This is a genomic window from Acidovorax facilis, assembly GCF_050626955.1.
In the GTDB taxonomy this organism is placed as follows: Bacteria; Pseudomonadota; Gammaproteobacteria; order Burkholderiales; family Burkholderiaceae_C; genus Acidovorax; species Acidovorax facilis.
The window spans coordinates 3,030,096-3,043,485 of record NZ_CP192460.1; the positions used below are offsets into that span (position 1 = coordinate 3,030,096).

General features: G+C 66.6%; 16 protein-coding genes. 9 read left to right on the forward strand and 7 right to left on the reverse strand.

From position 1 onward, the window contains the following. Positions 1 to 19: 19 nt before the first annotated feature. The 8 genes from ACQ4MJ_RS13815 to ACQ4MJ_RS13850 are packed head-to-tail and all read left to right on the forward strand — an operon-like array spanning position 20 to position 5,859. Entirely contained in the window at positions 20 to 430 is a 411-nt protein-coding gene (locus ACQ4MJ_RS13815) for a DUF2306 domain-containing protein (protein ID WP_121419366.1), read from the forward strand. Positions 431 to 476: 46 nt separating this feature from the next. Continuing rightward, positions 477 to 1,049: a DUF6622 family protein gene (locus tag ACQ4MJ_RS13820; protein WP_142144400.1), complete on the forward strand. Its 573-nt coding sequence runs from the start codon at positions 477 to 479 to the stop codon at positions 1,047 to 1,049. Positions 1,050 to 1,107: 58 nt separating this feature from the next. Then, on the forward strand, positions 1,108 to 1,398 hold the full coding sequence (locus tag ACQ4MJ_RS13825; RefSeq protein ID WP_431152313.1) for a 2TM domain-containing protein: 291 nt from the start codon (positions 1,108 to 1,110) through the stop codon (positions 1,396 to 1,398). 43 nt (positions 1,399 to 1,441) lie between these two features. Continuing rightward, the gene (locus ACQ4MJ_RS13830; RefSeq protein ID WP_431153066.1) at positions 1,442 to 2,506 is read left to right on the forward strand and encodes an alpha/beta hydrolase family protein; all 1,065 of its coding nucleotides are present in this window, start codon (positions 1,442 to 1,444) and stop codon (positions 2,504 to 2,506) included. 27 nt (positions 2,507 to 2,533) lie between these two features. Continuing rightward, positions 2,534 to 3,577, forward strand: coding sequence for an alpha/beta hydrolase (locus ACQ4MJ_RS13835; RefSeq protein WP_431152312.1), 1,044 nt, complete (start codon positions 2,534 to 2,536; stop codon positions 3,575 to 3,577). Between the two features lie 55 nt (positions 3,578 to 3,632). After that, complete coding sequence (locus tag ACQ4MJ_RS13840) at positions 3,633 to 3,950, forward strand: 2TM domain-containing protein (RefSeq protein ID WP_121419361.1); 318 nt, start codon at positions 3,633 to 3,635, stop codon at positions 3,948 to 3,950. Continuing rightward, the gene (locus ACQ4MJ_RS13845; RefSeq protein WP_121419360.1) at positions 3,947 to 5,035 is read left to right on the forward strand and encodes a sensor histidine kinase; all 1,089 of its coding nucleotides are present in this window, start codon (positions 3,947 to 3,949) and stop codon (positions 5,033 to 5,035) included. Before ACQ4MJ_RS13840 ends, ACQ4MJ_RS13845 begins: the two co-directional genes overlap by 4 nt. Then, entirely contained in the window at positions 5,032 to 5,859 is an 828-nt protein-coding gene (locus ACQ4MJ_RS13850) for a LytR/AlgR family response regulator transcription factor (RefSeq protein WP_431152311.1), read from the forward strand. The genes ACQ4MJ_RS13845 and ACQ4MJ_RS13850 overlap by 4 nt, the downstream gene beginning before the upstream one ends. Positions 5,860 to 5,883: 24 nt before the next feature. Here ACQ4MJ_RS13850 and ACQ4MJ_RS13855 read toward each other — a convergent pair whose 3' ends face one another. From ACQ4MJ_RS13855 to ACQ4MJ_RS13885, 7 genes are all read right to left on the reverse strand, one after another. After that, complete coding sequence (locus ACQ4MJ_RS13855) at positions 5,884 to 6,525, reverse strand: LysE family translocator (RefSeq protein WP_055396280.1); 642 nt, start codon at positions 6,523 to 6,525, stop codon at positions 5,884 to 5,886. Between the two features lie 97 nt (positions 6,526 to 6,622). After that, positions 6,623 to 7,249 carry an ABC transporter ATP-binding protein gene (locus ACQ4MJ_RS13860; protein ID WP_431152310.1) on the reverse strand — a complete coding sequence of 209 codons (627 nt, stop codon included), beginning with the start codon at positions 7,247 to 7,249 and terminating at the stop codon, positions 6,623 to 6,625. A 60-nt stretch (positions 7,250 to 7,309) separates the two neighbouring features. Continuing rightward, positions 7,310 to 8,245: an EamA family transporter gene (locus ACQ4MJ_RS13865; RefSeq protein ID WP_426306919.1), complete on the reverse strand. Its 936-nt coding sequence runs from the start codon at positions 8,243 to 8,245 to the stop codon at positions 7,310 to 7,312. Then, on the reverse strand, positions 8,242 to 9,249 hold the full coding sequence (locus ACQ4MJ_RS13870) for an NAD-dependent epimerase/dehydratase family protein (protein ID WP_431152309.1): 1,008 nt from the start codon (positions 9,247 to 9,249) through the stop codon (positions 8,242 to 8,244). Before ACQ4MJ_RS13870 ends, ACQ4MJ_RS13865 begins: the two co-directional genes overlap by 4 nt. After that, positions 9,246 to 10,181 carry a bile acid:sodium symporter family protein gene (locus ACQ4MJ_RS13875; protein ID WP_082437355.1) on the reverse strand — a complete coding sequence of 312 codons (936 nt, stop codon included), beginning with the start codon at positions 10,179 to 10,181 and terminating at the stop codon, positions 9,246 to 9,248. Before ACQ4MJ_RS13875 ends, ACQ4MJ_RS13870 begins: the two co-directional genes overlap by 4 nt. Before the next feature lie 181 nt (positions 10,182 to 10,362). Next, positions 10,363 to 11,697 (reverse strand): flavin-containing monooxygenase, encoded by a 1,335-nt coding sequence (locus ACQ4MJ_RS13880; protein ID WP_055396272.1) that lies wholly within the window; start codon positions 11,695 to 11,697, stop codon positions 10,363 to 10,365. Beyond that, positions 11,694 to 12,542 carry an SDR family oxidoreductase gene (locus tag ACQ4MJ_RS13885; protein WP_431152308.1) on the reverse strand — a complete coding sequence of 283 codons (849 nt, stop codon included), beginning with the start codon at positions 12,540 to 12,542 and terminating at the stop codon, positions 11,694 to 11,696. Before ACQ4MJ_RS13885 ends, ACQ4MJ_RS13880 begins: the two co-directional genes overlap by 4 nt. Before the next feature lie 90 nt (positions 12,543 to 12,632). Between ACQ4MJ_RS13885 and ACQ4MJ_RS13890 the strand changes: the two genes are divergently transcribed. Continuing rightward, positions 12,633 to 13,385, forward strand: coding sequence for an IclR family transcriptional regulator (locus ACQ4MJ_RS13890; RefSeq protein ID WP_426306914.1), 753 nt, complete (start codon positions 12,633 to 12,635; stop codon positions 13,383 to 13,385). Positions 13,386 to 13,390 lie beyond the last annotated feature (5 nt).

The window sequence follows — 13,390 nt, forward strand, 5'->3', positions numbered from 1 at the left end:
ACGAGCCCGGAGCCACACCATGCAACTCACCCCCGTCATCGCCATCCACCTCGCCGCAGCGCTCGCCGCGACCGCCATCGGCCCCATCGCCCTGTGGGCCCGCAAGGGTGCCACCCAACGCCCGCGCCTGCACCGCGCCGCCGGGTATGCCTGGGTAACCCTGATGGTGGCCACAGCCGTGTCGGCCATTTTCATCAGTGGGGGTCCGGGCCCGCGCTGGGGCAGCTTCGGGCTGATCCACCTGCTGATACCGGTCACGCTGGGGATGCTGGTGCTGTCTTTTGTCTTCCTGGCCCGGCGCAACATCGACGGGCATCGCAAGACGATGCAGCGCGTCTACATCGGCGCCTGCGTGGTGGCCGGTGGCTTCACTCTGCTGCCTGATCGCTTTCTCGGCCATTCGCTCTGGTCGGCACTGGGCGTGATCTGACCCTGCCGTTCCCTCTCCATCTGCCCTTTCCACTCAGGAGATCCCCATGCTGCTCAATTTGATTGTTCACCAACCCCAAGCAATGCTCCAGGTCATCAGTCACACCCCCTACTGGGTTTGGGGCATGCTGGCCGGCCTGGTGGGGCTGGGCGCCAGCCAGCTGCGCGACCGCAGCGCCAGCCTGCTGCGAACCCAGCTCATGCCGCTGGGCATGGCCGCCTTTTCGGTGGCAGGCCTGCTGTCGGCATTCGGCGGTTCGGCCTCCTCCGGCGTTCAGGCGGTGGGTCTCTGGCTGGCAGCCGCCACGGCGACCACGGCGCTGGCCCTGTGGTTCCAGCCCACGGCGCCCACCGGCACGCTCTACAGCGCCTCTTCGCGCAGTTTTTACATTCCGGGCAGCGCCATGCCGCTCGCGCTGATCGTTGGCATCTTCCTGACCAAGTATTTCGTAGGGGTGGAGCTGGCCATGCAACCCACCCTGGCACGGGACGGCACCTTCGCGCTGCAGATCTCGGCCCTTTATGGGGTGTTCAACGGCCTGTTCGCCGCCCGGGCCCTGCGGATGTGGCGCCTGGCGCAGCAAAGCGTGGTCTACGGCGCATCCCCCGTGGGCGCCTGAGCCCCGCCAGAACCCTGCCCACCCATCGAACTGACTCACCTTGTCTGGAGACATCACCATGCACTACGTCCACCCCACCCAAGACCCCATCGAACGCCTGGCCCGCAAACGCGCCGGGGCCAAACTCGGCTGGTACATGCACGCTGGCGTCTATCTGCTGGTCAACCTGCTGCTGATCACCCTGTCGGCCGCCAGCGGGCGGCACTGGGCGGTGTACCCCGCGCTGGGATGGGGCATCGGCCTAGTGGTGCATGGGGCGGTGGTGTTCCTGATCGCTGGCGGCGGGCTGCATGAGCGCATGGTGCAGGCCGAACGCGACCGTCTGGCGCAGCAGGGGCAACGTCCTTGAACCCATCTACACCCTCCTTCCGCACGAAAGAAATCCCATGAAGATGCTCCGACGACTGACCCTGGCCCTGCTGACACTGGCGACATGGGGTGCGGCCACCGCCTCCCAGGCGGGCACGGGGCTGATGGAATTGCCCGGCTTGCTGGGGGATGGCCCCATCACGGTGTTCTACCCCAGCAGCAGTGCCGACGAACCTGTGCAGCGCGGCCCCTTCCAGCTGCAGCTGGCCTGGCAAGGCAGCCCCGTGCGGGGCAACGGCCGCCTGATCGTCATCACACACGGTTCGGGCGGCAATCCGTGGGTCCACACCGACCTTGCGCGTGCAATGGTGGCCGCAGGTTTTGTCGTGGCATTGCCCGAACATGCGGGAGACAACTCCAAAGACCCATCCACCCCCGGCCCCGAGAGCTGGAAGCGCCGCCCCGTCGAGGTCTCCCGCGCCATCGACGCCGTGGCCCAAGACAACCGCCTGGCCCCGTTGCTCACCCTGGACAAGGTGGGGGTCTTCGGTGGTTCCGCCGGTGGCCACACGGCGTTGACGCTGGCGGGCGGCGCGTGGTCGCCCGCTCGCTTTCGTCAGCACTGCGAGGCCCACATTGCCGATGATTTTTCCTCCTGTGTCGGGTTCATCACCCGTTTGCACGGCAACCTGCTGGATGGCCTGAAGAAGTGGTTTGCACTGACCGTGATACGGCACCGCTTTGGCGATGACACCGCCTACACACACCAGGACCCCCGCATACAAGCCGCCGTGGCCAGCGTGCCCTTTGCAGCCGACTTTGACATGGCCACCCTTGCCACCCCGAGCATCGCGCTGGGGCTGGTGACTGCGGGCATGGATGTGAACCAGGTACCGCGCTTTCACAGTGACGCCGTGCTCGCGGCCTGCCAGGACCGCTGCACCCACGTAGCCCACCTGCCGGACGCCAGCCACGGCGCCATGCTGTCGCCCATGCCACCGCTGCACCTGCTGAGCGACGTGCAGACCGCGCTGCTGGGCGACCCGCCCGGCTTTGACCGCAAGGTGCTGCCCGAGGTGGATGCACGCATCGTGGTGTTCTTCGCCCAGCACATGCAACCCTTGCACCCCTTTCAACCAGTGCCCTAACGCGGCCATCCTGCGTCACACGCCCCCATGCTCCTCATCTCTGCCGCCACCCTCGGCCTGCTCGCCACCATGACGCAAACCTCCAGATTGCGGCCCCGCAGCAGGTACCCCTTGTTCATCGCTGCCGCCTTGCTGACCATGGGGCTTGCCGGACTTGCTGCCGCCATCGCCTGGGGCGGCCCCCACGACATCCCGCCACTGTCCAGCATCAACAATCCGTTCAAGGGCGTGGACTACGGCGGTGTTCCACCAGCCCAGCGCTACACAGCGCGCGACGGTACTTCACTGGCGTGGCATGGCTACAGCCCCAGTCCGGCAACAGCAGCCACACCACAGCGCCGGGTGGTATTGGTGCATGGGTCTTCCGCACGCGGGCAGTCCAACCACGTGCTGGCACAGGCGCTGGCGGCTGAGGGCTATGCCGTGGCTTCCCTGGACATGCGGGGGCACGGCGCGTCCGGCCCCAGGGGCCAGGCCGCGTACATCGGCCAGATGGAAGACGACATCGAGGACTTTCTGCGCGCCGTGCCGCACGCTGGCCCGCAAACGCTGATGGGGTTTTCGGCAGGCGGCGGGTTTGCGCTGCGGTTTGCGGGCAGCGCGCGGCAGGACCTGTTCGACCGCTATGTGCTGCTTTCGCCTTTTTTGCACCACAACGCCCCCACATCGCGGCCTGACAGCGGCGGCTGGGTGTCGGTGGGCCTGCCCCGCATGGTTGCCATCACGCTGCTCAATCAGATCGGCATCACCCGGTGGAACCACCTGCCCGTGCTGAGCTTTGCCCTCAACGACGTAGCCCGCGAGCTGCTCACGCCCCGCTATTCGTACACGGTGGCCACCAACTTTCGCCCCCACGACGACTACCAGGCCGACATCCGCAATGCCCGGGGCACGGTCTGCATCGTGGCCGGGCAGGACGATGAGCTTTTTTACGCCGACCGCTTTGCCGATCTGTTTGCCCAGTCGGGCAAGCCTGTGCCCGTGACCCTGGTGCCCGGCGTGAACCACATGGGGCTGACGCTGGACGCCCAGGCTGTGGCCACGGTGGCGCGCCACGCCTGCCCGGCGTAGCCCGCCCCTAGAATCCCTGCAGCGCCCCGAGCTTTTCACCCCCGACCGCCCCGCCATGACCTCCCCTCTTAGCCCCGAAGAAATCGAAACGCTGGCCCGCCGGCGCGCCAGCGCCAAGCTGGGTTGGTACGTGCACGCTGCAGCGTTCGTGCTGGTGAACGCGCTGCTCTTTGCCATGTCGCGCTACGCATTCGGTACGCGCCCCTGGTCGATCTATCCACTGCTGGGCTGGGGCCTGGGGCTGGTGCTGCATGGGGTGTCGGTGTTCCTGCTGGGCAGCGGCGACGGCCTGCGCGAACGCATGGTGCAGCGCGAGCGCGAAGCCCTGCAGCGCGAACAAGCCCAAAAGCAGCAAGATCAGCACCGGCCATGATGCTGCGACGCCCCTTCAACGGCATCAGCAAGCTGCGGCACTTCCTTCAGGTGCTCGCCTTCACCCTGGTCGTTGCGACTATCCAATATGCCTTCATGCCCGACAAGCCCTACGGGCCGCCGGTGGTGTATTCGATACTGATCGGCACCTTCACCTGGGCCGTGATCGACCTGGGGCGCGAATTGATACCGTCTGCCGCCGAAACGGGCTGGCCGCATGGGTGGCAAGGCATGGCGCTGGTGGCGGGGGGCATCGTTGTGGGGTACGTGGCAGGCACAGCGCTGGCCAACGCCTTGTGCGTGTACTACTTTCACTTCTACCCACCGGGCACGTCCACTACCGGGTCTGACCAGCGCACATCCATTCTCATCACGGCCATTGCCGGGCTGGTGGGCAGCTACTACTTCTACGCCATCCACAAATCGGCGTATCTGGAAGACAAGATGGCCGAGGCGCGCATGCACGCGAGCGAGGCGCGCCTGAAGCTGCTGGAAACCCAGCTCGAACCGCACATGCTGTTCAACACGCTGGCCAACCTGCGCGTGCTGATCGGCACAGACCCCGCGCGTGCGCAAGAGATGCTGGACCGCATGATTGCCTACCTGCGCGCCACGCTCACCGCGTCGCGCAGCACCCAGCACCCGCTGTCCAACGAGTTTGACCGCCTGCGCGACTACCTGGAGCTGATGGCGGTGCGCATGGGCCCGCGCATGGCCTACACGCTGGACCTGCCCGAGGCACTGCGGGATGTGCCCGTACCGCCACTGCTGCTGCAGCCCCTGGTGGAAAACGCCATACGCCACGGCCTGGAGCCCCAGGTGGAAGGCGGCCACATCACCGTGCGTGCCAGCACGCGCCCGGGCGCCAATGGCCCGCTGCTGGTGATCGAGGTCAACGACACCGGCGTGGGCCTGCCCGGCACCCTGCCCACGCCGGGTCCCGGCCAGAGCTTTGGCCTGACCCAGGTGCGCGAACGCCTGGCCACCTTGCACGGCGCATCAGGCACTCTTGATTTGATAGCTGCTAGCGCAGGTGGGACAAGCGCTAGCGTCGTTTTTCCTTTGAAATCCGCCCCCAACCCATGAACCAGCCCGCCCCCCGCGCCCTGATTGCTGAGGATGAACACCTGCTGGCTGCCGCACTGCAGCAGGAGCTGGCCCGCGCCTGGCCCGCGCTGCAGATCGCCGCGACCGTGGGCGACGGCCTGTCGGCCGTCAGCCAGGCGCTGGCCCTGCTCCCCGACGTGCTCTTCTTTGACATCCGCATGCCGGGCCAAAGCGGGCTGGATGCCGCCGTGGAACTGGCCGACGCCTGGCCCGACGACAAACCGTTTCCCGCACTCGTATTCGTGACGGCCTACGACCAGTACGCCGTGCAAGCGTTTGAAGCCCAGGCTGTGGACTACCTGCTCAAGCCCGTGCAGGCGGCCCGGCTGCAAAAAACAGTGCAAAAACTGCAGCTAGCGCTTATGAATAAAGCGCAACCAGCTATCAATTTAGAAGCAACCATGGAGCAGCTGCGCCACCTGCTGGCAGCGCCCGGCATTGCCTCGCCATCCGCTGCAGCGGCACCAAGCAGCACCGCCCCCCTCACCCTCATCCAGGCCAGCAGCGGCAGCCAGATCCACATGGTGCCGGTGGCCGACGTGCTGTACTTTGAAGCGGCCGACAAATACGTGCGGGTGCTGACTGCGGCGCGCGAGTACCTGATCCGCACGCCGCTCAAGGAGCTGACGAGCCAGCTTGATACGCAGGTGTTCTGGCAGATCCATCGCAGCACCCTGGTGCGCGCCAGCGCCATCACCACGGTGACGCGCGACGAGGCGGGCAAGCTGCATCTGGAGCTGGCGGGCCGGACCGAGAAGCTGCCCGTGAGCCGCCTTTACGCGCACCTTTTCAAGGCGATGTAGTCCCCGAGGGTTCTTAGAACGTGTTTACCGATTGGTGGCCAGCAGCAGGCCACCCGCCCCCATGAAGAACCCGCCGGTGGCCTTGTTGAGACGCACCACACCCCGCGAGGTGCGGATAAACCGGCGGATCTGCCGGCCCCCCGCCGCATACACCGCCGTGGAGACAAACTCAGCCCCCAGGTACACCGCCCCCAGCACCACAAACTGGCGCAGGGCCGGCTGGCCGGGGTCGATGAACTGCGGAAAGACCGCTGCAAACAGGATGATGGCCTTGGGATTGGTGATGCCCAGCAAGAACTCCTGCGCGATGAGCGACTGCAGGCGCACCGGTGCACCGCCCGCTTTGACCGCACCTCCGTCTGCGCCATCCACCACATCCAGCCCGCTGAACTCGCGGCTGCGCCACGCGCGCCAGCCCAGCCAGAACAGGTAGCAGGCCCCTACCCACTTCACGGCCGTGAAGGCCGCCTCGGACGCCAGCAGCATGGCACCCAGGCCCACCGCAGACACCGTCAGGAAAATCGCGAACGCAGCCACCCGCCCCAGCGTCGCCACCATGGCCGCACCAATCCCCGCGCGAATGCCGTTGTTGAGGCCACAGAAATTGTTGGGGCCGGGCGTGAGCGCAATGGCAACCGCCACCGGGGCAAAAAGAAGCGCGTCCATGGAACAGTCCTTCAGAGAACGGGAAAACACCCGATAGCGGCCCAGTCTAAAACAAGCGGGGGCGGAAGGCGCAGGCGCTCGGTGCCCCGGACACCACTCAACCGTTCAGTTCCACCACCGTGCCCCAGGGCACGCCGGGCAAAGCCTCGTAATGCGCCACGACCACCACCCGCCCGGGCTGGCCCGCCACCTGCGCCAGGGCGCGGCCCAGGTAGGTGGCCGACGGCTTGTCCAGCCCGCCCACAGGCTCGTCGATCAAGGTCAGCGGCGCGCCCGAGGCCAGCGCCCCGGCCATGAGCACCTTGCGCTTGCTGCCGGTGGACAGCGCGTAGAACGGCTTGTCCAGATGCTCGTGCAGCGTGAAGCCTTCAATGTGCGTGGCCAGCGCTGCCGCATCCCACAGCGGGTAGTGCGCGGGCAGGCTGTCCAGCCAGCCACGGGCGGTGAGTTTGTCCAGGTCGCCAGCACGGGGATCAACCCAGAACACCATGTGCGCAAAGGCCTTGGGCGCGTCGCCCAGGCTCACACCCTGCAGCGTGATGCGCCCGGCCTGTGCCGTGAGTTCACCCGCCAGCAGGCGCAGCAGCGTGGTCTTGCCACTGCTTTCGTCGCCACGCACCAGCGCCAGGCCTGCAGGCAGCGCCACCGACCACTGGTTGAGCACCCCACATTCGGGATAGGCAAAACACAGCCCCTCCACCTGCAACACCACGTTCTCAGACATCCTGCTTCCTTGGGTTTGTTGCGCAGGACATTCCGTACAAGCCTGCGCCGGTCCAGGATTCTAGAGAGCGGTCGAGTGGGTCTCGGCTTTGCGCCGCCACCGTGCCCACAGCCAGCCACCGGTCTGGTTGACCACCAGGCCACACAACACAGCGGCTGCGCCCGCCCACTGCAGCGGCAAGGGCGTTTCGCCCAAAAACGCATACGCAGCCCACAGCCCTACCACTGGCACCAGCAGCGAAAACGGCGTCACCCGCCCGGCCGCGTGGCGTTGCAGCAGCTGCGTCCACAGCGTGTAGGCCAGCAAGGTGGCCAGCAATGCGAGGTAAAGCACTGCGAGCAAAGCCCTGCCGTCCACCGCCTGCAATTGCGCCACGACACCGCTGGCGCCTTCGGTCCACACCGCCAGCGCAAAGAACGGAACGATGGGCACCACGCTGCTCCACACGATGAACGGAAACGGCGCGTAAGCCCCTGCCTGCGCAGCGCGGCGTGCCACCAGGTTGGACACCGCCCACATGAAGGCCGCGCCGAGGGTGAGCACAAAACCGGCCAGCGTCATCTGCCCGGGCCCTTCTCCATGGGCAAGACCAATGGTCATGAGCCCGCCAAACGCCAGCAGCAGACCCCACCACTGCCAGGGTTGGGCGCGCTCACCCAGCAGCGGTGCAGCCAGCAGCAGCGTAAAAAACGCCTGCGTCTGCATGACCACCGAGGCCATGCCCGCCGTCATGCCCAGCTGCAGACCCAGGAACAGAAAGCCGAACTGCCCCAGCCCCTGCGCCAGCCCGTAGCCCACCACAAAGCGCCAGGGCATCGATGGGCGGGGCACGAACAGCAGAAACGGCAAGGATGCCGCAGTGAAACGCAGGGCACCCAGCAGCATGGGGCTGAGCCCCTGCAAGCCCAGCTTCATCACCACAAAGTTCAGCCCCCAGATGACCACCACGGCCAGCGCGCGCAGCAAGTCGCCACGGCTCAGTGCCAGCGCCGTCATGCAGCCACCGCCGCAGCCACAGCCACCGGCCGCCCTTGGCGCGCCCGGGCAGCCACAAAGGCTTCGAACGCCTCTGCGCTGGTCTTGCCGGGCACGTAGCCCAGCACCTCCTTGAGCGCGGCATTGAGCAGCACGGGGCGGTAACGCAGAAAATCCAGCTGCTCGGGCCCGTAGCGGCTCAGGCCCAGCGCGGTGCCCACCGCCAGAGCTGCACGCAGCAGGCCCGCAGGCAACTCCAGCACCGGTTTACCCAGGCGCCGGGCGATCTCGCGCAGTGGCAGCGCACCATCGCCCGCCAGGTTGAAACAGCCAGCGCGCTGCGTGCGCAACGCATGCAGGATGGCGCCGGTCACGTCCTCGTCCCAGATGAAAACAAACGGGCTCTCGCTGCCACGGATGGCCAGCAGGCGGCGTTTGTCGAACAGCGCGGTGATCTGGTTGTCCACCCGCTCGCCCAGGATGGTGCCGATGCGCAGCACCGTCTGCGCCAGCGCGGGGTGGTCCGCGCGGTACTGCGCGAGCATCTCTTCCACCAGCCGCTTGTGGTGGGCATAGGCAAAAACCTCATTGCCGCGCAGCGCATCGGTCTCCCGCAGCCAGGCCGGGTTGTCGACGTGGTAACCATAGGCCGCGCCGCTGGAGCTGACCACAATATGTTTCACCCCCGTGGCCATGCAAGCGTTGAGCACATTCTGGCTGCCCAGCACATCCACGGAGTATTCGAATTCGCGGTTGGATCCTTTGCCCGGCGTGACGATGGAGGCCAGGTGCACCACGCTGTCGATGGCATGGTCGGCGAGCGTCTGCGCCAGCGCGGGGTCACGCACGTCCTGCACCAGATAGATCACGTCAGGCAGGCGGCGCTCGGCAGGCACCTCGCGCACATCGGCCGCCACCAGCGTGTGCACACCCTCGCGCGCAAGGGCGGCCACTACACCCTGGCCCAGAAAACCGTCGGCCCCGGTCACCAGGATGTGGCGCGTTGCCAATGAAGAAGCCGTCATGCGCCGTGCTCCTTGGCCGAAGCCCCCAGCGGCACCACCGCAGGTCTGCGGCCCCACCATCCCGCCAGCGCCAGGCCGGCAATGATGTCCCAAAAGCCCCAGACACCCGCCACCACGGCCATGCCCCCCAGTCCTCCAAAAAAACTGAAGATCAGCACCAGGCCCAGGCCCGCGTTGCGGATGCCCACCTCAATGCTCACCGCGCGCCGGTCGTAGTCCGACAAGCCGCTGAGCCGCGCGCAGGCGTAGCCGGTGCCAAAGGCCAGCGCGTCATGCAATACCACGGCCAGCAGCACCAGCCCCACGTAGTCGAGGAAGTAGCGCCAGTTGCCCGCCACGGCCCCGACGATGAAACCGATCAGGCAGACAAAGCTGAGGATGCGCACGGGCTTGTTCACCCGCTGCGTGAAACGCGGCAGCTTCTCCGCACACAGAATGCCCAGTGCAAACGGCAGCCCGATGATGGCGACGATGTGCCCCGCCATCTCCAGCGGGTCGAGCGCAATGCTGCGCAACAACGGTGCCGCCGTGGGGTGCAAACCGCCCCAGAACGCGAAGTTGAGCGGCATAAGCACAATCGCGAGCGCGTTGGAGATCGCCGTCATCGACACCGACAGCGCCACATTGCCCCCGGCGCGGTGCGTGAGGATGTTGCTCACATTGCCCGGCGGGCAGCAGGCCACCAGGATCATGCCCAGCGCAATGCTGGGGCCGGGCTGGAGCAGCAGCGTGAGCGCAAAGGTCACGGCAGGCAGCACGATGAACTGCGCCGCAATGCCCACTGCCATGGCTCCGGGCATGCGCAGCACGCGCTTGAAGTCGGCCACGCGCGTATCGAGCGCAATGCCGAACATGAGAAAACCCAGCACTACATTGAGCGCCACGAGCGATGCAGGGTTGAAGTTGAGGCGTATTTCGTCGACGGGCAGCATAGATAACCTTTGAGTTCAGTTCTTCACCGCGTATTGCGCAACGCGCAACGCACGAGACTGTCGCAGCGACAGCGCGGGACGCCGAGCAAGGGCCGCCCCGCAGCGAGGGCGTCGTCCCCTTGCCCGCAGTGCGCAGCGCTGCGAGAGCGGGGGGAAGGCGCGCAGCGCCTCAGGGGGGCTTTCATGCCAGGGCAGCGGCCGCTGCCCGCACCGCGTTGCGGTAGGTGTCCTTGTGCACGTAGTACGCCATGCGTTCGAGCTTCAGGTACTTGAAGCCACCCGACAGATCGGGTGGAGGCCCGGCCTTGGCCTGGCGCAAGGCCTCGGCGCGCGGCGATCCTTCTGACTGCGCCTTGAAAAAGCGCGCTACCAGCTCCGCTTGCTCGTAACGGCCCTGCCAGCCGATGCCGCTGGCCTCGATCATCCCCATCACCGCCAGATTGTCGAAGCGCGGCGACAGGATGTTGAGGTACAGCTGCGGCGCCATGCCGTTCCAGTTGAGCAGGCTGTGGTCGATAAAAGGGTAGTGCAGCTTGTAGCCGGTGGCGCAGAGCACGAGGTCGTAGTCTTGCGCGCTACCGTCCTTGAAAAACACGGTGTGGCCCTGCAGGCGCGCAATATCGGGCTTCACATGAATGTCGCCGTGACCCAGGTGGTGCAGCACCAGCGAGTTGACCACGGGGTGCGATTCGTACATCTTGTAATCGGGCTTGGGCAGGCCAAACCGCGCCGGGTCGCCGGTGAACCACTGCAGCACCACGCTGTCGATCTTCTGCTTGAGCCAGGGCGGCATCTTGAACTTTCCCCCCAGCGTGTCGGCGGGCTGGCCGAACACGTATTTGGGGACGAAGTAGTAGCCGCGCCGCACCGACAGATCCACGCTGCGCGCGTAATGCACCGCATCCACGGCTATGTCGCAGCCCGAGTTGCCCGCGCCCACCACCAACACGCGTTTGCCCTTGAACAGCTCGGCGCTTTTGTAGGCGCTGGTGTGCAGCAGTTCGCCATCAAACTGGCCTTCAAAGCGCGGCATGTTGGGCTCGGCCAGCGTGCCATTGGCAATCACCACGCCCTTGAACTCTGCGGTCTGCGCGGGTCCGCCGTGCTGGCTCCAGGTGACGCGCCACAGCGGCGCTGCGCCCTCGCCCACGGGCTCGACCTTCAGCACGCGGGTACCAAACCAGTAGTGCGGGCGCAAACTAAAGTGCGCGGCAAAGTCCATGAAGTACTGCCGCATCTCGCGTTGGCTGGGGTAGTCGGCCACCTCGGGTCGCATGGGGAATTCGGTGAACTCCGTGGTGTGTTTGCTGGAGATGAGGTGCGCGGACTCATACACCGTGCTGCGCGGGTTCTCGATGTTCCACAGGCCGCCCACGTCGGTGTGTGCCTCAAAGCCCTGGAAGGGCACGCCCAGCTTTTGCAGGTTGCGCGCAGCCGCCAGGCCACTGGGGCCTGCGCCTATCAGAGCGATCTGGGTGCGGGTATCTGCCACAGTGGGTGTTGTCTCCGTTGTCATGCGTTTTTGCTTTCGTTGTGTATCGGTGTCTCTGCAGGCAACGGCAGGCCCGGAATGGCCGTGGCCCCCGCCTCGCCCACGCGCGGCTTGCGCGGCTGGCCCAGCAGAAGTCGGTCGTGCAGGGCGTCGGGCAACAGGTTCAGCAAGCGGGCCAACCAGCCGATGCGCGCGGGCAGCACGATGTGGGTACGACCTTGCGCGACGCCCGCCAGCAGAGCCCGGGCAGCGGCTTCGGGCTCCATCAGGCCCGGCATGGCAAAACGATTGCCCGCCGTGAGCGCGGTGCGAAGGTAGCCAGGGCTCACCGTGCTGACCACAATGGATTCGCCGCGCAGCTCGGCACGCAGGCTCTCCAGGTAGCGGATGAGCCCGCCCTTGCTCGCGCAATAGGCACCGTTGCCCGGCATGCCGCGCCAGCCCGCAATGCTGGCCACACCCACCAGGGCGCCGCGCCGCTGAGCGCGCATGGCTTTCACAAACGGCTGAAAGGTGGTGGCCGCGCCCAGCAGGTTGATCTCCAGCATACGGCGCAGCACCGCGAGGTCGTCGGCTTCGGCAGTGTCAAAGCCGCCTGCCACGCCCGCGTTGGCAATGACGAGGTCGGGCACCGCGGCCGAGCGCGCCATCCAGTCGGCCGCCATGGCCTGCATCGCCGTGCTGTCGGACACATCGGGCGTGTACACCGCGCAGCGCCCAGGCGCCAGCGCAGCCAGTGCCTGCAACGTGGGCAAGTGAAGCCCCACCAGCGCCACGGCGGCGCCCTGGCCGATCAGCTCCCGCGCCAGGGCCTGGCCCAGGCCACCACAAGCGCCTGTGAGTACCGCGTTCCGAAAAGTCGCCGCCATGAGCACCCCGTGAAATGTTGGTTTGCAGCTTAGCCACAATGCTCAATAATCCCGAAATGTTTTATGGATTCGTCTCGAATTCCGGGATTTATGACCAACTCATCCCCCAGCCTGCGTCTGTTTGAACTGCTGGAAATCATGTGCGCCCATGGTCGCCCGTTCAGCCTGGCGGACGCCATCGAGGCCACAGGCTGGCCCAAACCCAGCGTGCACCGCATGCTGGGCCAGCTCGAAAGCGGTGGCCTGCTGGCGCGCGAGCCCGATGGGCGCCGCTACACCCCCGCACCCCGCCTGCTGCGCCTGGCCGAAAGCACGCTCAGCGCGGGCACCCAGCATGGCGTGCGCCATGCGGTGCTGCGCCAGCTGGTGGCCGATATTGGCGAGAGCTGCAACCTCACGGCGCTCAGCGGCGCCGAGGTGATCTACCTGGACCGCGTGGAGTCGGCCTTTCCGCTGCGCATGGAGCTGCGGCCCGGCACGCGCGTGCCCATCCACTGCTCGGCCAGCGGCAAGCTGTTTCTGGCCCACCTGTCAGCCGCGCGCCGGGCGGCGATCCTGAACGGACTGCCGCTGACCCGCCACACGGCCACCACTTTGACCGACCGCACCGCCCTGGAGGCCGAGCTGGAGCAGATCCTGCGGCAGGGTTACGCCACAGATGCCGAAGAGTTTGTGGACGGTCTCGTTTGTGTGGCTGTGCCTGTGCTGGGCAGCGGGCGGCGGCAGGTACGCTGCGCCGTGGCCCTGCAAGCACCGGCGGCACGCATGCCGCTGGCGCAGGCGCTACAGCAGGTGACCCGCCTGGGCGAAGCCGCCCAGGCGCTGGGCCGTACCTGGACATGACATCT